The organism is Pleionea mediterranea (genome assembly GCF_003148745.1).
Classification (GTDB): Bacteria; Pseudomonadota; Gammaproteobacteria; order Enterobacterales; family Kangiellaceae; genus Pleionea; species Pleionea mediterranea.
This window is the reverse complement of record NZ_QGGU01000020.1, coordinates 1-20,938: the sequence shown is the minus strand read 5'-3', so window position 1 is coordinate 20,938 and position 20,938 is coordinate 1. Positions and strand designations below refer to the sequence as shown.

Below are 20,938 nucleotides of genomic sequence, written 5' to 3'. Positions count from 1 at the left end.
TTAATTAGCATCAGTGGATTTAAGCCAGTAAATAACGTCAGTAATGTCGGGTAGGTCAATGATGCGTGAATGACTAACGTGATGGCAACCAGTACAAAATAGACAAATAGCTTACTGATGGCTTCTAGGCCAGTATCAAAAATAACTACGGCCATAATGCAGAACACACCATAAGGTGCAATATGCATAATGATGGTCACCAATTTTAAAATAACGTCATTTAAGGCATCAAAAAAGCCGGCTATCTTTTTGCCGCTTTCACCGGCCCGGGAAATGGCTATACCAAAAATAATGGCAAAGATAATGACTTGTAACATGTTGCCCGAGGCCATGGCTTTAAATGGGTTATCAGTAACCAGATTTCCCAATACTTCAGTTAATGCGGGGGCATTTTTAATGACATAGTCGGTGGTTTCCATGGTAACGCCAGCGCCAGGATCAAAAATATTAGCTAATGTTAGTGCCAGTGTGATGGCGATAGCGGTGGTTAATAAATAAAGTAAAATGCTTTTTCCGCCAAGGGAGCCTAATTTTTTTGGATCCGATAGCGAGCATGTGCCGCATATAAGTGACACTAAGACCAGAGGAACAACCACCATTTTTAATGCATTGATAAACAGGCGTTTAATGATGTCAAAGCCTGTCACCACATAGTTGCTGATGACATTATCAACGCCGGGGCTAATTTGGGCGGAAAGAGAAAGAATGAAGCCAAACAGGATCCCGGCAGCTAGGCCGGTGAAAATTTGAGCACTTAAACTCATTTTAGTGAAAGATTTAAACATGATTGTCCCACAAGGTTGTTATCGTTTTATTAACGCAAGACTATCAGGAATTTATAACGGGTAAAAGTAACCGATTTTCGGGATGACACGAGTTCTTATTGTTAATGTGCGCCGCAGCAGTGTTTAAACTTTTTACCACTGCCACACACGCATTGATCATTTCTGCTGGGTTTAGGTGTGTGTCTGACAAAGGGTTGAGTGACAGTGGGCTGGTATTTGGGGCGTGCATCGTACCAAAAGTTAAATATGGCTCTGGCGCTTGGGGCAACTTGTGCCTTCCATTGTAATATTTGTTCGCGGCTGCTTTTTTCTCGCAAACTGGCGCCTGCACTGCCACTGAACATTAAAATTGGTGACAACCAGGCCTCTAACGTTTGGTATTCATCTTTCCAGGGGGCAGCAACCAGAGCCACTCCTTTCATATAACCCCGGCACCAGTTATCAACAATTATATCAACCGAATCGTGTAAGTCTCGCTCAAGAAACAAGGGTTCAAATTTTTCAGCGTCTCTGGATAAGATAGACTCAATGCCGTTTAAATGACGAATTAGCAGAGCGTATAAGGTTTCAAAATCATCAAAGCGTTTATCGCGCCACTGGGTGCTTTGAAAAACAATCGGTAACCATTGGTCGGGACTGGACACTTCTGGTGCCGAAGTAATTGCTGTGAAAAAGCCGTCAAGGGTTGACATATCAAGGCCATCATAGGCTTTAAGTTGTGCTTCAAGACGGTCAATTTCTTCACTGTTTAGTGGTGTAATAATTTTCATTAATACCCTTAAAACTAACGGCTAAATTTATAAATAAAAAACACCTTCTAATGAATTCAGAGTTTCATTAGAAGGACACTTATGACTCAAGTTGAAACGGGTATATGGAACCAAGCTTTAATATTTGTGTTAATTCATCCAGTGCTGTTCGTGATTCAATTAATAATTGCGGATCGGCAAGGTCGCTGTCGTTCATACGATCACGATAGTGTTTATCAACCCAGTTGTTGAGGGTATTGAATAACTGGTCATTCATAAAAACATGCTGGTTAGCGGCGGTTAGCTCTTGTTCGGTTAACACCACGCGTTGGCGTAAACAGGCTGGGCCACCGCCATTTCTCATGCTTTGTTTTACGTCGTAAATTTTTACTTGGTTAATCGGATTGTCCTGTTCAACCAGTTGATCCAGGTATTGTTTTACCCGGCTGTTTTCTTCGCATTCTCCGGGGGCTATTAACGCCATGGAGTCGTCAGGCAGTGTGACCAATTGGCTGTTGAACAAATAAGTATTGACGGCATCTTGAACCGATACTGATGCGTCAGGTACTTCAACAAAGTAAAATGGTTTGTCACCATAAGCTTGTTTGATTTGTTTAAATACATCACCGGTGTTTAAAAATGCCTGTTGGTGATAAAACAGAACATTACCATTGCCAACAGAAATAACATCATTATGAAACACGCCTTGATCAATAACCGATGGATTTTGTTGGGCAATAACCGTTTTAGATGAGTCCAGTTGATGCAGTCGTGCTATGGCTTGTGATGCTTCAAAAGTTTGCCGTGCCGGATATTTAGTCGGTGCGGGTTTTGAATTATCAAATGCGTATTTGCCGAATACAAAAAATTCCACACCCGGTTGTTCGTAACTGTCACAAAAACGAGTGTGATTAGCCGCGCCTTCGTCGCCAAAATGATCGCCCAGAGGTAACGGCTCATGATGTACAAAATGCTCTGGATTATTAAAAATACTTTGTAAAATACGCGACGTGGTTGGTGATTCAATGGAACGATGAAACTTATTAGCTAGATTGGCCGCGGTAAAATGAACTTTTTTATCCATAGTATCGGCACTGGGCGATACCGTACAGGCATTTGCTGTCCACATACTGGAAGCGGAACAGGTCGCAACAAATACTTGCGGCGCTTGCTGGTAAGCCTGTTTAAGTACATTCTCATCACTGCCACCAAAGCCGAGCTTTCGTAATGTGAACACATCGGGTCGTTCAAGTGGTGGCAGTAGCGCTTGCTTTAATCCCATATCGTGCAGTGCTTTCATTTTCTGTAAACCTTGTTTGGCACCTTCTTTAGGGTTGGACGCTTGTGCCGCGTTATTTAACGAGGCGACATTGCCCACGGAAAGTCCGGCATAATTGTGAGTAGGGCCAACCAAACCATCAAAGTTAACTTCAAATGCTTTCATTATTTGTTTTCCTGTACTTGAATAGTACCCACTGCACGGTCGTGTAATCTGCACTGGCAGCTACGAATTGAATATTTATTGACTGTGTGGGTAGACGACATCGCTTGCTGAATTTGCTGACCCTTCAATGTGTGGTTGAAAAGAGCCGAAGCGTTGATCCAAGCCTATCAGGAAACTGTAAAAAACAAAAGTTTCTGACCATTTGAAAAGATTACTCGTTGTTTTTATAAGTTTTTGTTTTGGTAAACCGGCTCATAGGAGTATTGCACTGGCTTAATTAAGGGTCAGGCATTTCAATGCTGAGCTATCACGGTATAATGGTGTGAATTGTCTTCAAACCGCTTTAATGAAAGGGCTAAAGAATAATTATGCAAACGCAGTTGAATAATATTCTGAAACAGAAAGGTTTTTTGCAGTTGACCCGTGAAAACGAGCAGTCAATTGAAAAGCAACCGCCCATAACAACCACCAAAAACACATCAATTCAATTACTGGATACCGGTGTCTTACTGGTAGAACCCAGTGATTATAATGGCACTGATTTAGTAATATCTTCAGGCGTTCATGGTAATGAAACCGCTCCAATAGAAATTGTTGATAAACTGGTTGAAAAAATTATCAATGAAAAATTGACGGTATCATCCAGAGTGTTGTTTATCATTGGTAATCCGGTCGCGATGAATCAATCGCAGCGATTTGATGTTGAAAATATGAATCGTTTATTTAATGGTAAGCACCAAGATAAAGATCACCATGAAGCAAAAAGAGCAGAACGTTTAGAACATTACGTGTCAGAGTTTTATAATACGCGTGCCTCTTCTGGCTCAGTTAGCGGGACTGATTCAGTGACAAGGCTACACTACGATTTACATACCGCTATTCGGCCTTCTAAATACAAAAAGTTTGCTATTTACCCGTTTCCAGATGGAAAGCCCTGGGATAAGTCTCAGTTGGAGTTTTTTCTATCGTCAGATATCAATACCATTCTTCTGGGTCATCAGCCAGCGGGAACTTTCTCCTATTTTACCAGCCATCAGTTTAATGCCCATGGTTTTACTGTTGAACTTGGTAAAGTAAAACCTTTTGGTGAAAATGATCCGCAAGACTTTACCCATATCACTCGTAATCTAGAGCGATTAATTGAAGGTAAGCCGGTTGATACAAAAACGTTTGATAACCAGGACTTTAATTTGTTTCAGGTTAAACATGAACTATTAAAACAGTCAGAGTCATTTAAACTGAATATCAGTCAAGATGTAGAAAACTTCACATCGTTTGAACAAGGCTATCAATTGACCGATGACGCTGATGGTGGGTATCAAGTAGAAGCAACAGGCGAAGCCATTGTGTTTCCCAATGAAAACGTCCCGGTTGGTCAGAGAGCCGGATTGGTGGTTGTTAAAACCCGTTTGTAGACAAGTAGCTAATGGGTTAAAAAATCATTTTTTAAATAAATATTTTAACAAAAGTTTTGAATAGAATTGTTTTATAGAAACGTTTGTATGAACGTTTTACAACATCGTTTTGTAGAATACATAGAGCCTAAACTCAGGAGATATTATGAGCAAAGTTAAAGTTTCAATCATTGGTGGAGCCGGTTATGGTTCTGCAGAAATTTTACGTCATTTATTGGTGCGTGACGATGTAGAGGTGTTGCGTGTTTCCAGTAAAGATTATATCGGTGAGCCTGTCAGTAAGGTGCATCGTGCACTGGTGGGGTACGATGATCTTATTTTGCAAGATATCTCCCCCAAAGAGTGTGCTGAAGGGGCTGATATTGTGTTTCTAGCCATGCCTCATATTATTACTGCAAAAGTAGCCATGGAACTGTTTGATCTGGATGTGAAAATTATTGATTTGTCCGGTGATTTTCGTTTGGAAAACCTGAACGACTATCTTAATGATTACGCACCTGAGCATCCGTGTTCCGATCGTCTGGGCACCTTTACCTACGGTATGCCAGAACTCAACGAAGACAAAATAAAACAGGCTAAGCATGTTGCCAGCCCGGGCTGTTTTGCAACCGGTATTGCTATGGGATTATTACCCCTTGCCGACGCAGATCTGTTAAAAAATGTAAACGTTCGAAACGTCTCCATGACTGGTTCATCTGGTTCCGGTGTTAAGCCGCAAGCAGGCACTCATCATGCGCTTCGAGTGAATAACTTAAAAGCCTATAAAACATTGCATCATCAACACCGTTCCGAAATTATTCAAACTTTAAAACATGCTGGTGGCGAAAATATAGCACTTGATTTTGTGCCTGTTTCAGCCCCTCTGGTTCGCGGTATTCTGGCGGTTTCACAAATGGATTTACCCGAGGGTCACAGTGCAGACTCGATCCAGAAAATTTATCAGGATTATTACGCCGATCATAAACTGGTTACGGTTATGCCGGTTGGCGTTTCGCCTGAAGTGGTTGCCGTTGCAGGTACTGCGCGTGTAGAAATTGGCATCACAGTGCGTGAAGACGAAGAAACAGGCGTTAAAACCTTATGCTGTACATCGGCAATCGATAATCTGATTAAAGGTGGTGCTGGTCAAGCGATCCAGAGCTTTAACCTGATGACCGGTAAACCGATGCACTTTGGATTGGATGCGCCAGGTATGTGGCCATAAACACGCTCTAGTACCAATAACAGCTTTCAAGTGGAGAGATTCCAACTATGACAAAGATGCAGGCGAAAACAGCGGTAATTAAAGTGGGCGGTGATGTCCTGCTCGATGATGCTGAGCGAGATGGCCTGGCCACTAATGTGGCCTCGTTAATTGAGCAGGGGTGGCAAGTCGTACTGCTTCATGGCGGAGGCCCTCAAACCAATCGTCTGCAACAAAAACATGGCTTGGTGGCGAACAAGGTAGGCGGTCGTCGTATCACTAGCGAAGCCGATCTTCTGGTTGTTAAGCAAGCCATTGCCGGTGAAGTGAATGTTGAGTTAACGTCTGCACTGCAGCGTGCCGGAGTGAATGCGTTTGGCTGTCATGGTGCATCGGGTCAATTAATTCAGGCGGTCAAGCGGCCGCCCAGAGTTATGTCGGGTGCCGGAGATAAGCCCATTGATTTTGGCGAAGTGGGTGACGTCACTCGGGTAAACGGTAAACTCTTAACCGGCCTTTTAGGCTTAGGTGTAACACCGGTTATAGCCACACTGGGCGTGAGTGACAAGGGGCGAGTTTTTAACATCAATGCGGATACCACGGTAGTACAAATTGCCCGGGTATTAAAAGCCGACTTGTTACTGCTAACCACTCAGGTTGGCGCTGTGTTTGAGGATCTCGAGCAACCCGGTTCCCGAATAAAAACCGTCACCCCTGACAGTGCTAAACAATTAATCGACGACGGCATTATACAAGGCGGTATGATCCCTAAAGTTGAAGAAGCCATTTCATTACTGGATGACGGCGTGGGCGCTATTGCTATTGTATCTGGCCGTGAACCCGGTGCATTTTTATCGGTAGCAAACGATGAAGGGCGTTATGGCACCATTATCCATAAATAACGTCGGAAAACGCGTTGTAAAATACTATAAAAAATATTCTGTGCTAAAACGGTAATTCATAATGGCCATTGAGCTAAACTGGATGGTGTATATGATCCGTTGTTCGGATTGCTCATTGTACACAGGCATTACAACGGATGTAGAGCGTCGCTTTCAGCAACACTGTTCTGGTAAAGGGGCAAAGTATTTTTACGGCAGAACGCCTGAGGCAGTGGTTTATGTTGAGTCAGCCCATACCAGGTCGTCAGCTGCTAAACGAGAAGCGGAAATAAAAAAACTGCCAAAACTTTATAAAGAACAACTGATCACTGAAAGTAACTGAGCACTGAAAGCAAGCAAATACTGAAAACCGCTGATGTCGACCGTACAATCTTCCCTGATGATTAATCGATTAATTCTGAATTTGTTGAACCCTATTGATTAAGCTGTCTCAATTAATAATCTCGATCGAATAGCTTTGATTTTAATAGAGCCTTAATTTAAAGTTTAACTCATGGGTGTGACAATGGCCTGATCGTCATTTTTTAGGCCAAGGGCATTGGCAATCTCTGCGGTTATTTCAATACGATTATCAATAAGCTGAGCGTTGGCTAATACGCAGCGATAATCTTCAACTTTACGATTAGCAATCAAAAAACGTTGTGTCGAGTCAACGGACGAATTAATAACAACATTAACGTCGATGGATCGTTTAATAGTATCAATATTTTCCTGTCGTACTTCAATGGTTGGCCCTGCATCAAAAATATCCACATAACCGGTGTAACGAAACCCTTCTTTTTTTAATAGTTTCAGTGCCGGCTCTGTATCAGGATGAACCTTACCTAAAGTTGCCTGTGCTTCTTCCGAAAGCATCGGAACATAAATTGGGTATTTCGGCATTAACTCGGCGATAAATTCATTGCTGTCTTCACCACTTTTTGTGTCGGCATCGTCAAAGTCCATATCAAAAAAATGTCTGCCCAAACTTTCCCAAAACGGTGAAACACCATTCTCGTCAGAGTAGCCACGCATTTCAGCAATGATTTTATTGGCAAAGCGTTTCGGGTGATTTTTTAAAAATAAAAAGCGACCTTTCGACAGCAGCTTTCCTGTTCCACCACCACGATGATTGGGCGATAAAAACAGCGTGCATATTTCTGTGGTACCCGTGTAATCGTGGCCAAGAATTAAAGTGGGAATTGTTTTATGGATACCAAGACGAGGGCTGGCATGAACCGTCGTGCCTACTTTGTAGGTATAAAATGGCTGCTCAAGGCCCACCGCCGCTGCAAGCCCAGAGGTGCCTACAACCTTGCCTGTCGTCGTGTCTTCCAGAACGAACAGGTAATACTCTTTTCCGGGGTACTCTACTGTTGCAGCAAAAGACTCAATGGATAACGCAATTTTATGTTTCAACTTTTCAGGATCTTTAGGCAATGTTGTTAAGCCTGTACCTGTTTGTTGTGCAAGCGCAGCGATTTGATCGGCATCGTCCTGTGTTACTGGGCGAAATAGCATCATATCCGGCTTTACTCCTATGCATTAAATTGAGCGGATTTATTGAGTTAATGTAAGAGGTTAATAGTCTAGTAGAGAGAGGCTTAATGATCAGGTGTGAATATTTTTATACACCAAATTTATAAACCGCACACTTCTACAGAAATTGTAAGCTTCTGTATTCCATGACTATTTTCTTGTATCAAGAAGACATTATTCTAATGATAATGCCGCAGATTCAAAAACTCGAGCCGCACATTATATCCATAAAAGTAGCGAGAAGGTAACGCAATTGTGTTTCTGAATAAATATACAGGTATGCCTGAATATTTATTTTTTTATAAAAGAACTGGAAAATTCATGTTAAAACCGCGAACATAACGGGTTTCGATATTTTGAGTTTGAGATAGTAAACTCGTTAGCTTATTTGATGAGTAAGACATGTTTTGACAGAGCTGTTTTGACAGTCCATGTTAGGACAGTTTGACTTGGCTAAAGTGAATGAATAGAAATCTTTAGTCCTACTCATAAGTGATGTCACTTAATCGTGTGATCGCTAACCATTAGAATTTGATTTAAATAGTCAAAAAGCCTGATTCAAAATAAAAATCTGAAGCAGCGTTTATTTTTAAAACCTCCTGAATAAATGTCAGGAAAACGATTTAATCTTTACGGCGGAGTTTAGTGATGAGTAATATTTCTCGAGATACCTTCGACAGCGTTATGGTTCCTAACTATGCGCCTATGCAAATGATCCCGGAAAAAGGCAAGGGCAGTAAAATTTGGGATACCAATGGCAATGAATACATTGATATGGCCGGAGGGATTGCTGTTAATGCTCTGGGACACTGTCATCCGGCTATGGTTGAAGCGATAACTTCACAAGCAAACAAACTTTGGCACATGAGTAATGTGTTTACTAATGAGCCCGCTTTATCTTTGGCGCAAAAGCTGATTGATGCGACCTTCGCTGAAAAAGTCTTTTTTGCAAACTCAGGTGGAGAAGCAAACGAAGCCGCTTTTAAATTGGCACGTCGTTACGCCAGCGATAATTATGGCAGTGAAAAAAATGAAATTATTTCTTTCTTTCAGGGATTCCATGGTCGTACATTGTTTACGGTCAGTGTTGGCGGGCAAGAAAAATACACTCAGGGATTTGAACCTTTGCCGGGCGGTATTAAACATGCCACCTACAATGATCTCGACTCATTAAAAGCACTCATTTCTGACAAAACATGTGCGGTGGTGATGGAGCCGATCCAGGGTGAAGGCGGGATTATTGTGCCTGATGCCGAATTCGTTAAAGGCGTTCGAGAATTGTGTGATCAACACAATGCATTGCTGGTATTTGATGAAGTCCAATCGGGCATGGGTCGTACCGGAAAACTTTACGCTTACATGCACACTGATGTTACTCCCGATATTTTAACCACAGCAAAAGCATTGGGCGGTGGATTCCCTATTGGTGCCATGCTAACCACAGATAAAGTGGCGAAAAGTTTTGTGGTTGGCACCCATGGCAGCACCTATGGTGGAAACCCTCTGGGCTGCGCGGTTGCCAGTGCGGTATTTGATGTAATCAATACCCCTGAGGTTTTACAGGGTGTTGAAGCTCGGCATGAAAAGTTTAAGCAAAAACTGTCGGCGATTAATGAAAAATACAATGTATTTTCTGAAGTTCGAGGCCAGGGTTTATTAATTGGTGCTGCATTGAACGAAACCTACAAAGGCCGTGCCAGAGACTTTATGAATGCAACTCTGGAGCAAGGTGCTTTATTGTTGATGGCCGGACCTAATGTACTGCGTTTTGCGCCTTCGTTATTAATTTCCGATGAAGAAATTGAACTGGGGCTTGCAGCGCTTGAAAAAGGTGTTGCCAAGGTTGTGGGTGAATCATAACGAAAGCGATTAATTCCACAGCGCTCTGAAAAACAAAAAACAGCAATCACTATTCGGTGGTTGCTGTTTTTTTATGGGCGCAGGTAATTTTAATATTTATCCCCAAGCTCAGGCCATGAGGGGATATTTAATGAGAGGGCTTTAAAACATATGACATGGCCAGCCTATCAAATTAATAATAAATTTATTGCGCGCTTTTTAAGGCTCTTTTAATGTGTGGCCACATATTTTCCAATACTTTCGGCTGGGCTTCGGCGGTTGGGTGTACTCCATCAGCCTGCATTAAATCAGGATCTTCGCCAATGTCTTTTAAAATAAATGGCACAAATTCAGTCTGGTATTGCTCGGATAAATTTTTATAAGCGTTGTAGAAGATTTGTGTGTAAGCAGGGCCATAATTTGGTGGAATATGGATGCCGGTTAACACTACGTTAGCACCACTTTGCTTGGAGAGTGTGATCATCTGCTCCAGGTTTTGTTTGATTTGCGCCAGTTTAAAGCCGCGCAGACCGTCATTTCCACCCAGCTCTATCACTACCGTTGACGGTGAAAACTTGTCCAGTAGGGCCGGAAGGCGTTTTAATGCATTGCCGGTGGTTTCGCCGCTGATGCTGGCATTGACGACCGAAATATCAGGAAATTCATTTTGCAGCCGTTCCTCAAGTAGCGGCACCCAACCTTTTTCGAGGGGAATATTGTAGGAAGCGCTGAGACTGTCGCCTAAAATTAATAAGGTCTGACTGGCAGACGTTGACGTATATAATGAAACAACCACTAACAAAATGTGGCTCAACGTCATAAACTTTTTCATGTAGTCTTGTCCCATAAAGTAAACAATAGAAGATCGTTATATGCTATCAGTGAGTGAATTAACAAAACAAGTACCAACCCATTCCGGTGAATTAACCATATTAAATGATATTTCTTTCTCGGTGAGCGAAGGAGAATCCGTTGCCATTGTTGGCGCTTCGGGTTCGGGAAAATCCACCTTGCTCAGCCTTATGGCAGGTTTAGACACGCCGAGTTCGGGAAAGGTCATTTTAAGCGATGAAAACATTACTGATCTGGACGAAGATCAACGGGCTGATTTTAGAGCGCGAAACGTTGGCTTTGTGTTTCAGTCGTTCCATTTGCTTTCAACACTGACGGCTCTGGAAAATGTAGCCTTGCCGCTGGAGCTAAAAGGTGGCAAAAAAGTCTCAAAAAAAGCAGCAGAGCTATTAGAGCGGGTTGGCCTGGGTGATCGTCTGGATCATTATCCTAAGCAAATGAGTGGCGGAGAGCAGCAGCGCGTAGCCATTGCCAGAGCATTTGCCGCAGAACCGGCAATCCTGTTTGCCGATGAGCCGACCGGCAATCTGGATACAGAGACCGGACAGAAAATCATTGATATTTTGTTTGAAATGAATCGCTCAAAAGGCACCACTTTAATACTGGTAACCCACGACTTAAAACTGGCGGAGCGTTGTGATCGTCAGCTCGAATTGTCCTCTGGCAAACTGGTTTCCGATAATCAAGCGAAACAATCGTCTGGGCAGCCATCTGGGCAATCGGACAGGCAAACGAAACAACAATCCGACAATGCATCTGATAGCGAGGCTTCACATGCTTAGTCTGTCATTAGCCTGGAAATTATTTTGGCGCGACTGGAAAAGTGGTGAGCTAAGAATTCTGATTTTTGCCCTCTGGGTTGCCATAGGCGGGTTAACTGCGATTACGCTTCTTGTCGATCGTATAGATCGCGGTATGACTAAAGAAGCCGCACAAGTTTTGGGGGCTGATCGACTGATATCCGGCCCTCGGCCAATCGATGCCAAGTTTTCCGAACACGCCAGTGAGCTCGGGCTAAATACGTCCGATCTATTGTGGTTTTCCAGTGTTGTGGTGGCAGAAGAAGAGTTTCATCTGGCAACGGTGCGAGCCGTTGATGCCCAGTTTCCACTGGCCGGAAGTCTTGAAATAGCCGATAAGGCTTTTGGTGAAGGCAAACTTACTCGCGGTGCGCCAGAGTCCGGCACGGTATGGTTGTCGAACCGTTTATTGTACTTATTGAAGTTGTCAGTGGGCGATACGGTACAGGTGGGTGTGGCAACCATGAAAGTGGCAGGTGTGGTAGTGGTTGAACCGGGCGGCAGCAGCTTTTTCAATTTCTCACCCACTCTGATTATGAACATTAACGATGTTCCCTCCACCGATATAGTGCAGCCGGGCAGTCGTTTAAGTTATCGACTGGCGTTATCCGGCAGTGAGTCTGCTTTAAGCGATTTTGATCAGTGGGCTGAGAGCGAGTTGAACAAGTCACAGCGATTGCTGGGCGCCGATTCGGGAGCTCCGCAATTAGGCTCGGCACTGGGAAGGGCTAAAAATTACCTGAATCTGGCTGGCGTTCTTGGATTGATACTCGGTGGTATTGCTATCGCCATTGCGGCGAACCGTTACGCTAACCGACATTTTGATCACAGTGCATTGCTGCGCTGTATGGGTCTGAAGAAAAATCAGGTACTGAGCATTTTTTGTCTGGTGTTGCTTCTGGCCGGCTTGTCGGGATCATTACTGGGCAGCGCCAGTGGTTATCTGGTGAACGAAGTGTTAATTAAAGCGTTGGCCGATCTGTTACCGGAAAAAGTTCCGGCACCGCAACTGGCTACCTTCCTGATTAGTCTGGTGACAGGATTAACCGTATTAATCGGCTTTGCATTACCGGCCCTTATCTGTATCCGTTCGATACAGCCCATGAGAATTCTACGGCGAGACTTGGCACCGGTGAATCTCAGTAGTTGGTTTATTGTTTCGGTAGCGGTGTTTGCATTGTCGCTGGTGCTTTACTGGTACGCGCAAAATTTGAAACTGGTACTGGCGATTGTTGTGGGTGGTGGCGTTTTAACCATGATCAGTTTATTGGCAGCCAGTGGCTTATTAAAGCTGGCGCGTCGCTGGTCACAAACACGCAGCATAGCGGTTAAGTTTGGCGTTGAGCACTTGCAGCGTCACAAAAGCGCGTCACTGATCCAGATTACCGCATTCGGTTTAACACTGACGTTGATCCTCACCATCTTTTTATTGCGAAACGAACTTATCGCTGACTGGAAAGCGCAGCTTCCGGCCGATGCACCGAATCACTTTCTGGTGAATATCCAGCAAGAAGATGTTGACGATTTACACCAGTTGTTCGCCAGTAAAGACATTAAAGCCGCTGATATCTTCCCAATGGTACGTGGGCGAGTCACCGAGTTGAATGGCGAAAAACCGGAGCAGGTTTTGCCCGAAAAGGCGCAGAACCATAACTCCTTAAGACGCGAACTGAACTTAACCTGGCGTAACGAAATGCCAGAGGCCAACTCTATTGAACAAGGCGAGTGGAACATGAGAGATGCCACCGAACCGCAAATTTCAATGGAACAAAAAATGGCGGAGGCTTTGCATCTTACCCTTGGTGATGAAGTGACCTTTACCATTGGCGGGCAAACCATATCGGCACCCATTACGTCTATCCGCAAAGTTGACTGGGATTCATTTCAGCCGAACTTTTATGTCATTTTTAATCCTGGTGCGCTGGATGAAATGCCATCAACCTACATCACCAGCTTTTTCCTGCCTCCGGATCAAAAACTTGTGCTGAATGAGCTTGTACGCCAGTTTCCGACGGTTTCTGTGATTGAGCTGGATCTCATCCTCAATGAGGTGAGAAGTGTGCTTGAGAAAGCATCACTGGCCGTTGAGATGGTATTGGTGTTTGTTATTCTCGCCGGATTAGCAGTATTGTTTGCAACCACCCGCGCCACTCTGGATGAAAAACTCTATGAGTCGGCCATTTTAAAAACACTCGGTGCGCGTCGAGACTTTATCCGTAAAACAACTCTGGTGGAATACTGGGTACTGGGTATTTTATCTGGCGGTATGGCGGCCATTGCTACCGAAGGTCTGGCGTTTGCACTCTATACCTATATTTTTAAAATGGACGCTGTCTGGCATGCTTGGATATGGTTGGCAGCGCCAGTTGCCGGACTCCTGATGGTGGTACCTGCCGGTGCAATAGGTAATCGAAAAGTTTTATCTTTGCCACCGGTTGCAATATTGAACGACAGTTAAAAAAATATTGCAGCAATTTTAAGTCTTTAACTTATTGAAATATAAAGGAAAGCTAAGCGGTTGGCTTTCCTTTTTTTATGTAACTAAATCTCAAAATAATAAAAAAGAATTGATTTAAATGTTTTTTTCATCCAAAAATAAATAAGCGTTGTACTTGATTCAATTGAAAAACAAATTACACTGCATCGCAATAGAGCCAGTCTTTATAGGGCAATTAATGCCACTGGCGAGCCATAAAATGACTGAACAGTGAGCGGCGATTCATATAAGCAGCCGCAGTTTAAAGCCACTGAAAACAAAAATATTCGGAGCACTTTGATCTCAAATGGGAAAATCACTGGTTATAGTAGAGTCACCTGCGAAAGCAAAAACCATCAATAAATACCTCGGTAAAGACTTTGTGGTTAAGTCGAGTGTTGGTCATATTCGAGATTTGCCAACCGGTGGCGGCTCAAAAACTCCGGTCGATCCTAAAGAGCGCGCGCGTCAGGCGGCGATCACTCGAAAACTACCGCCCGAAGAAAAAGCCAAACACAAAGCGCAGAAAGCCAAACAGGCTTTGTTTAAACGTATGGGCATTAACCCGGAAAATGATTGGGAAGCTCAATACGAAGCCTTGCCGGGAAAAGAAAAAGTCATTAAAGAATTAAAATCTCAAGCCAAAAATGCTGATCAAATCTTTCTCGCAACGGATTTGGATAGAGAAGGGGAAGCCATCGCCTGGCATTTAAAAGAAATTATTGGCGGTGAGGATGATAAATTTCAGCGTGTAGTATTTAACGAAATCACCAAAAAAGCCATTAAGGCCGCATTTGAAAAGCCATCACACCTCGATATGAATTACGTCAATGCGCAACAGGCGCGACGATTTCTCGACCGGGTGGTGGGCTTTATGGTGTCGCCACTGTTATGGAAAAAAGTTTCCCGTGGATTGTCTGCTGGTCGCGTTCAATCCGTCGCTGTAAAGTTAATTGTTGAACGAGAACGAGAAATACGAGCCTTTATCCCGGAAGAGTTCTGGGACTTACAGGCGGATGTAAAAGCAAAATCAAGCACCTTGCGCATGCAGGTGGCCACCAAACAGGGCAAAAAGTTTCGACCTACGTCAGAAGATGAAGTGAATGCCGACATCAAGGCGCTGGAAAAGTCTGACTTATCGATTGTGGCACGAGAAGATCGCCCCTCTCGCAGCAAACCTGGTGCGCCCTACATCACATCTACCTTACAACAAGCGGCGAGTACCCGATTAAAGTATTCGGTCAAGAAAACCATGATGATGGCGCAGCGGCTTTATGAAGCGGGTTACATCACTTATATGAGAACCGACTCGACGTTCTTAAGCGACGACGCATTAACCGCCTGTCGCGATCATATTCAGTCCTCTTACGGTGATAAGTATTTAACCGGCGATGTTGTGCGATACGCCAATAAAGATGGTGCACAGGAAGCGCATGAGGCCATACGTCCTTCTAATGTAGGTACCACCACCAAAGACTTAATGGGCATGGAGCCGGATGCGGTTAAACTCTACGATATGATCTGGCGTCAGTTTGTTGCCTGTCAGATGACCAACGCCGAATACGATGTCACTACCTTAACGGCAAAAGCTGGCGACTATGAGTTAAAAGCAAAAGGTCGTGTTATGAAGTTCGATGGTTGGACGCGCGTGCAGCCACCGATGAAAAAAGGCGACGACGACATTACCTTGCCCGATTTAAATAAAGGTGATGATGTTGCGCTCAAAGAGCTATTACCAAAGCAACATTTTACCAAACCATCGCCCCGTTACAGTGAGGCGGCTCTGGTTAAAGAATTGGAAAAGAAAGGTATTGGTCGACCTTCGACTTACGCGTCTATTATTTCTACCATTCAAGATAGGGGCTACGTCAGTTTACGCAGTCGTCGTTTTTATGCCGAAAAAATGGGTGAAATTGTCACCGATCGACTGAGTGAAAACTTTACTGATCTGCTCGACTATTCTTTTACCGCCAATATGGAACAGAATCTTGATGTGATCGCCAGTGGCGGAAAAAACTGGAAAGACACACTGAACGACTTTTATAAAGACTTCAGTAAAAAGTTGTCTGAAGCGGAAAAAGCGCCAGAAGAAGGCGGCATGAAAAACAATCAGGCTGTTGATACCGACATGACCTGTCCAAAGTGTGAGAAAAATAAATTAGCCATTCGTATGGCAACGACAGGCGTGTTTTTAGGTTGTACCGGTTATGCGTTGCCGAAAGATGAGCAGTGCAAAAACACTATCAACTTAATCCCCGGTGATGAAGCCGAAGCGGTGGATAAAGACGAAGAAGCCGAGTCAAGAAATTTAAGGTTGAAGCGTCGTTGTCCAAAATGCGATACGGCGATGGATTCGTTTTTAATTGATGAAAACCGCCGCTTGCATGTGTGTGGAAACTCACCGAACTGTGACGGCCATGAAATTGAAAAAGGCACCTTTAAAATAAAAGGCTATGACGGTCCCATTATCGAATGCGATAAATGCGGTGCCGATATGGAATTAAAATCGGGCCGATTTGGAAAATATTTTGGTTGCAGCAGCGACGATTGTAAAAACACTCGTAAATTGCTGCGAAACGGTGAGCCTGCACCACCAAAAGCGGATCCCATACCAATGCCGCACTTGAAGTGCCTAAAGGTAGAAGATACCTACGTGCTAAGAGATGGTGCATCGGGGATCTTTCTGGCGGCGAGCCAGTTTCCAAAAAACCGAGAAACTCGGCCGCCACTGGTTGAAGAAGTATTATCGGTAAAAGATAAACTGGATCCCAAGTTTGACTATTTAACCAAAGCACCCACAGAAGATAAAGAAGGCAATAAAGCCGTTATCCGTTTTTCTCGCAAAAACAAAGAGCAATATGTCATGAGCGAAAAAGACGGTAAAGCGACGGGCTGGACAGCGCACTACCAAAACGGCAAGTGGGTTGAGTCAGAAAAGAAGTCAAAGAAAAAATAGTTTAAGTAAACGTTATTCAAGAATAAGTCACTCAAGAATAACTAATCAGGCAATAAAATGATCGAGTCGTATATTCGGCTCGGTCAAGCTTGCTGTTAAACCCAAAGCCATAAAACCATCGTTAAGTCACCAACATGATAAACTCAGCTTACCCGTTATTACGCCCATTGCTTTTTTCTATGGATCCTGAAAAAGCACACGACTTTTCTTTGTCGATGATGCGAAAGCTTCAGGACTCTCCATTTCGGTTTTTATTAAAGCAACCAATGGTTGAAGATCCCTTTGAGTTATTTGGGCTGACCTTTCCAAATCGCGTCGGTCTTGCGGCAGGACTGGATAAAAATGGCGCTTATATCGATGCACTCGGTGCGCTGGGTTTTGGTTTTATTGAAGTGGGTACGGTTACGCCTCTGGCGCAACCCGGTAATGACAAGCCAAGAATGTTTCGTTTGCCAGAGTCTGAGGCAATTATAAATCGAATGGGCTTTAACAACGACGGTGTCGATCAATTGGTTGAGAATGTGAAGCAGTCTCATTACTCCGGTGTGTTAGGAATTAATATCGGCAAAAATAAAAATACACCGGAAGAAAAAGCGGTGGATGATTATATGATTGGCATGGAAAAAGTTTACCCCTACGCCGATTATATTACGGTAAATATATCATCGCCGAATACGCCCGGATTGCGTGATCTGCAATTTGGCGAAGTACTGGATCATTTGCTTCAATCCATCAAACAAAAGCAACAATCGTTAGCAAAGCAGCATAATAAACATGTGGCTGTGTTGGTAAAAATTGCTCCCGATTTAGCCGACAACGAAATCGAGCAAGTGGCCGACAGTTTTGTCTCGCACAAAATTGATGGAATTATCGCGACAAATACCACCTTGTCTCGAGAAAAAGTAAAAGGGCAAGCCTACGCTGATGAAACGGGTGGTTTAAGTGGTAAACCCCTGGTGGACGATAGTACGTTGGTGCTCGCCAAGTTAAATGAAGCACTAAAAGGCCAGGTACCAACCATTGGTGTTGGTGGCATTTATAATGGCGATAGTGCTCTGAATAAAATTAAAGCCGGGGCCAGTCTTGTTCAAATTTATAGCTGCTTTATATATCAGGGACCTGCATTAATTTCAGAGGTAGCAAAAACTTTAAAACAGTATCGATAATCATTCTCATATCGATGGGCGAGGTGTTCCTTCTTTAAATAGTAAAATCTTACTCGTTAAAAAATTTACCAGAATCAAGCCTGTTCAGGTTCATCTTTCCAGTTTCATACATTCCATCAAAACATTATTACAACAACATAGGGGTTTATCCCTATGTTGTAATTCCTATTTGTTGCCTATTCTTAAGTTAACTCTAATTGGCTGATCTGCTTAGTGATATTTAATGAAGCAACGCTGATTTTTTAGAATTAAAAATTATTTTTAATTTGTTGAATCTGATTTTGGGATAAAAACGTAATTAATATTAGTTTTTAGTCTAAAAAATTACAGCATTTGAATAATTTTGTTCTATATTTTTTGAAGCGTTTCTTTTTGAGTGAGCTTTTAACACCAATCTGTCGTTCTTTAGATTTGGTTGTTGGCTATAGATAATCAATTGGTTTTGACTCTTCTGTGCTGTTACTGATTGTTTTAATAGGAAATTTTTATGTTTTTTGCCGTTAAATATGTAAAGTCTTTTTTATTCCTTCTTATATTAACCTTAAGTGCAGCAGTTCATGGTGCGACGGAGCTGGTGTTTTCTGGTACGCCTGCTAACTCAGGCTCTCGTTGGCATTGGACAAATGTTGGATCTTTGAATGGACAAAGTGTTGATGTTGTATTGAGAGTTACTAGTCAAGTCAACCTTACGGACTTACAAGTTTCTACTAGTGGTGATGATGCATTAGTCAGAATTGCTTCTGGTGGAGTTGGTAGCGTAACGGCAAGTTATGAGTTTTATGAATCTGGTTATGATGTTGTAAGTGATACTGGCACACCAATTACTATTATTCCTCTTTCGGTTTTTAAAGATATTGACTTAGCTTCCAGTGAAATGGCTACAGTACAAAAAGCAGAAGTTGCCTCATATGCAGTAGAGTCTGATCCGGGGACTTTTATAGTTGTTACAGATAATGGAACAACCATTGATTTTACCGGAAATGATAATTCTCAAAATGCTACTAGTGTTCGTGAAAATCAGGTACGAGTAGATTTTCAGCCAACAGATGCTGTAGTTGTTACTTATTCTATTAATAATTCTACCGGCCGAAACTTTTTGTTTGATGGTGATATTGATACTGCATTTGTTTCAGAAGACAAAACCCAGCTCGACACCACGCCTCCGGCAGCGCCAAGCGTTGATTCTCAATTAACCAATGACACAACACCGGTGATTACCGGTAATGCAGAAGCTTTTTCAACCGTTAGCGTGACCGTTGGTGGCGCTACTTTTTCTGTGGTTGCAGAGTCTGATACCAGCTGGTCATTGGATACTGGAACCGTTACGCCAGACAGCGGCACTTTTAATCCCGACGTGAATGGTGTGAATCAGGTGGTTGCTGTGGCAACCGATGCAGCTGGCAATGCCTCACCCCAAGATGCGGACTCTAATGAATTAACTATTGATAGCACGGTTCCAACTGTTGCTATCCAAAATGTGCCTGCCGATACCAACAGCAATTCTTTTACCGCCACCTTTGAATTCAGTGAAGATGTTAATGATTTTGTGTTGGGCGATATAACGGTCGGCAATGGTACTGCGAGTAATTTTACAGCAGTTGATGGAAATACTTATACGGCTCTTATTACGGCAACTGCGGAAGGCAATGTCACCGTCGATGTAAATGCTTCAGTGGCTACCGATGATGCGGGCAATAACAATACCGCAGCAACTCAGGCCGTGGCTAATTATGATATTACCAATCCTACCGTTGCGATCCAGAACGTACCCGCAGACACTAACAGTAATTCTTTTACCGCCACGTTTGAGTTCAGCGAAAACGTCAATGATTTTGTGTTGGGCGATATCACGGTTGGTAATGGTACTGCGAGTAATTTTACAGCAGTTGATGGAAATACTTATACGGCTCTTATTACGGCAACTGCGGAAGGTAATGTCACCGTGGATGTAAATGCGTCGGTGGCTACGGATGATGCGGGCAATAACAATACCGCCGCAACTCAGGCCGTCGCTAATTATGACATTACTAATCCTACCGTTGCGATCCAGAATGTACCTGCAGATAGCAATGGTGCCTTTACGACTACCTTCGAGTTCAGTGAAGATGTAAACAATTTTGTGGTAGGCGACATCTCTGTCACCAATGGTGCTGCCAGTAACTTTACTGTGATTGATGGCAATACTTATACCGCAACCATCACTCCGGCCGCCGAAGGCAATGTTGTAATAGACGTTAATGCTAATGTGGCTCAGGACAACGCAGGCAATAACAATACTGCCGCTCAGGCCACCTCCAACTACGATATTACTCAGCCGAGCGTGGCGATCCAGAATGTGCCTGCTGACACCAATTCATCGTTCACCGCCACCTTCGAATTCAGCGAAGACGTCAATGGTTTTGTGGTGGGCGATATTACGGTGGGTAATGGTACTGCGAGCAACTTTACCGCCGTGGATGGCAATACCTATACCGCACTGATAACCCCCAGTGCCGAAGGTAATGTCACCCTGGATGTGAATGCATCGGTGGCGACGGATGATGCGGGCAATAATAACACCGCTGCGACACAGGCTGTTGCCAACTACGACATCAGCAATCCGGGTGTGGTCATCCAGAATGTACCGGCGGACAGCAACGCCGCGTTTACCGCAACGTTTGAGTTTTCCGAAGACGTGAACAACTTTGTGGTCGGAGACATCAGTGCCACCAACGCCAGCGTCAGTAACTTCAGTGCCGTGGACGGTAATACCTACACCGCGACCATTACGCCCACCGCCGAAGGCGCGGTCACTCTTGATGTGAACGCCAATGTGGCGACGGACGATGCCGGCAACAACAACACCGCCGCAAC

At 43.6% G+C, this 20,938-nt stretch carries 15 protein-coding genes; 10 read left to right on the top strand and 5 right to left on the bottom strand.

The features are described 5' to 3' along the window. The 3 genes from C8D97_RS17800 to astB form a co-directional block, all read right to left on the bottom strand. Positions 1–785 (bottom strand): dicarboxylate/amino acid:cation symporter (locus tag C8D97_RS17800; protein WP_146196180.1); only part of this gene is annotated, 785 nt, incomplete at its 3' end. A 101-nt stretch (positions 786–886) separates the two neighbouring features. Further along, positions 887–1,555 carry a UPF0149 family protein gene (locus tag C8D97_RS17795; protein ID WP_109765163.1) on the bottom strand — a complete coding sequence of 223 codons (669 nt, stop codon included), beginning with the start codon at positions 1,553–1,555 and terminating at the stop codon, positions 887–889. Between the two features lie 79 nt (positions 1,556–1,634). Then, positions 1,635–2,978 (bottom strand): N-succinylarginine dihydrolase, encoded by a 1,344-nt coding sequence (gene astB / locus C8D97_RS17790; protein ID WP_109765162.1) that lies wholly within the window; start codon positions 2,976–2,978, stop codon positions 1,635–1,637. 368 nt (positions 2,979–3,346) lie between these two features. On the opposite strand from astB, the gene astE reads away from it, so the two are divergent. The 4 genes from astE to C8D97_RS17770 all read left to right on the top strand — a co-directional run bounded on the left by astE (position 3,347) and on the right by C8D97_RS17770 (position 6,800). Beyond that, positions 3,347–4,393, top strand: a complete 1,047-nt coding sequence (gene astE, locus C8D97_RS17785) for a succinylglutamate desuccinylase (RefSeq protein WP_109765161.1) — start codon at positions 3,347–3,349, stop codon at positions 4,391–4,393. Positions 4,394–4,538: 145 nt separating this feature from the next. Continuing rightward, positions 4,539–5,597: an N-acetyl-gamma-glutamyl-phosphate reductase gene (gene argC, locus C8D97_RS17780; protein WP_109765160.1), complete on the top strand. Its 1,059-nt coding sequence runs from the start codon at positions 4,539–4,541 to the stop codon at positions 5,595–5,597. Between the two features lie 47 nt (positions 5,598–5,644). After that, a complete protein-coding gene (gene argB, locus C8D97_RS17775) occupies positions 5,645–6,478 on the top strand; it encodes an acetylglutamate kinase (RefSeq protein WP_109765159.1) in 834 nt (277 codons plus the stop codon). A 61-nt stretch (positions 6,479–6,539) separates the two neighbouring features. After that, positions 6,540–6,800: a GIY-YIG nuclease family protein gene (locus C8D97_RS17770; RefSeq protein WP_109765158.1), complete on the top strand. Its 261-nt coding sequence runs from the start codon at positions 6,540–6,542 to the stop codon at positions 6,798–6,800. A 164-nt stretch (positions 6,801–6,964) separates the two neighbouring features. Here C8D97_RS17770 and astA read toward each other — a convergent pair whose 3' ends face one another. Then, positions 6,965–7,981 carry an arginine N-succinyltransferase gene (gene astA / locus C8D97_RS17765; RefSeq protein ID WP_109765157.1) on the bottom strand — a complete coding sequence of 339 codons (1,017 nt, stop codon included), beginning with the start codon at positions 7,979–7,981 and terminating at the stop codon, positions 6,965–6,967. A gap of 663 nt (positions 7,982–8,644) precedes the next feature. Between astA and C8D97_RS17760 the strand changes: the two genes are divergently transcribed. Then, complete coding sequence (locus C8D97_RS17760) at positions 8,645–9,856, top strand: aspartate aminotransferase family protein (protein ID WP_109765156.1); 1,212 nt, start codon at positions 8,645–8,647, stop codon at positions 9,854–9,856. A gap of 184 nt (positions 9,857–10,040) precedes the next feature. On the opposite strand, the gene C8D97_RS17755 is transcribed toward C8D97_RS17760, so the two are convergent. Next, positions 10,041–10,667 carry an arylesterase gene (locus C8D97_RS17755; protein WP_210204990.1) on the bottom strand — a complete coding sequence of 209 codons (627 nt, stop codon included), beginning with the start codon at positions 10,665–10,667 and terminating at the stop codon, positions 10,041–10,043. Between the two features lie 40 nt (positions 10,668–10,707). On the opposite strand from C8D97_RS17755, the gene C8D97_RS17750 reads away from it, so the two are divergent. From C8D97_RS17750 to C8D97_RS17730, 5 genes are all read left to right on the top strand, one after another. Next, positions 10,708–11,469, top strand: a complete 762-nt coding sequence (locus C8D97_RS17750; protein ID WP_109765154.1) for an ABC transporter ATP-binding protein — start codon at positions 10,708–10,710, stop codon at positions 11,467–11,469. Further along, positions 11,462–13,945, top strand: a complete 2,484-nt coding sequence (locus C8D97_RS17745) for an ABC transporter permease (protein ID WP_170115298.1) — start codon at positions 11,462–11,464, stop codon at positions 13,943–13,945. Before C8D97_RS17750 ends, C8D97_RS17745 begins: the two co-directional genes overlap by 8 nt. 325 nt (positions 13,946–14,270) lie before the next feature. Then, the gene (topA, locus tag C8D97_RS17740; protein WP_109765152.1) at positions 14,271–16,919 is read left to right on the top strand and encodes a type I DNA topoisomerase; all 2,649 of its coding nucleotides are present in this window, start codon (positions 14,271–14,273) and stop codon (positions 16,917–16,919) included. A gap of 134 nt (positions 16,920–17,053) precedes the next feature. Next, positions 17,054–18,085 (top strand): quinone-dependent dihydroorotate dehydrogenase, encoded by a 1,032-nt coding sequence (locus tag C8D97_RS17735; protein WP_109765151.1) that lies wholly within the window; start codon positions 17,054–17,056, stop codon positions 18,083–18,085. Between the two features lie 487 nt (positions 18,086–18,572). Continuing rightward, positions 18,573–20,938: beta strand repeat-containing protein (locus tag C8D97_RS17730; protein WP_210204989.1), on the top strand; the 2,366-nt coding region annotated here is incomplete at its 3' end.

Coding starts and splice junctions, on each gene's coding strand:
- C8D97_RS17795 (WP_109765163.1), bottom strand. CDS start 1,555: ATGAAAATTATTACACCACTAAACAGTGAAGAAATTGACCGTCTTGAA.
- astB (WP_109765162.1), bottom strand. CDS start 2,978: ATGAAAGCATTTGAAGTTAACTTTGATGGTTTGGTTGGCCCTACTCAC.
- astE (WP_109765161.1), top strand. CDS start 3,347: ATGCAAACGCAGTTGAATAATATTCTGAAACAGAAAGGTTTTTTGCAG.
- argC (WP_109765160.1), top strand. CDS start 4,539: ATGAGCAAAGTTAAAGTTTCAATCATTGGTGGAGCCGGTTATGGTTCT.
- argB (WP_109765159.1), top strand. CDS start 5,645: ATGACAAAGATGCAGGCGAAAACAGCGGTAATTAAAGTGGGCGGTGAT.
- C8D97_RS17770 (WP_109765158.1), top strand. CDS start 6,540: ATGGCCATTGAGCTAAACTGGATGGTGTATATGATCCGTTGTTCGGAT.
- astA (WP_109765157.1), bottom strand. CDS start 7,981: ATGATGCTATTTCGCCCAGTAACACAGGACGATGCCGATCAAATCGCT.
- C8D97_RS17760 (WP_109765156.1), top strand. CDS start 8,645: ATGAGTAATATTTCTCGAGATACCTTCGACAGCGTTATGGTTCCTAAC.
- C8D97_RS17755 (WP_210204990.1), bottom strand. CDS start 10,667: ATGAAAAAGTTTATGACGTTGAGCCACATTTTGTTAGTGGTTGTTTCA.
- C8D97_RS17750 (WP_109765154.1), top strand. CDS start 10,708: ATGCTATCAGTGAGTGAATTAACAAAACAAGTACCAACCCATTCCGGT.
- C8D97_RS17745 (WP_170115298.1), top strand. CDS start 11,462: ATGCTTAGTCTGTCATTAGCCTGGAAATTATTTTGGCGCGACTGGAAA.
- topA (WP_109765152.1), top strand. CDS start 14,271: ATGGGAAAATCACTGGTTATAGTAGAGTCACCTGCGAAAGCAAAAACC.
- C8D97_RS17735 (WP_109765151.1), top strand. CDS start 17,054: ATGATAAACTCAGCTTACCCGTTATTACGCCCATTGCTTTTTTCTATG.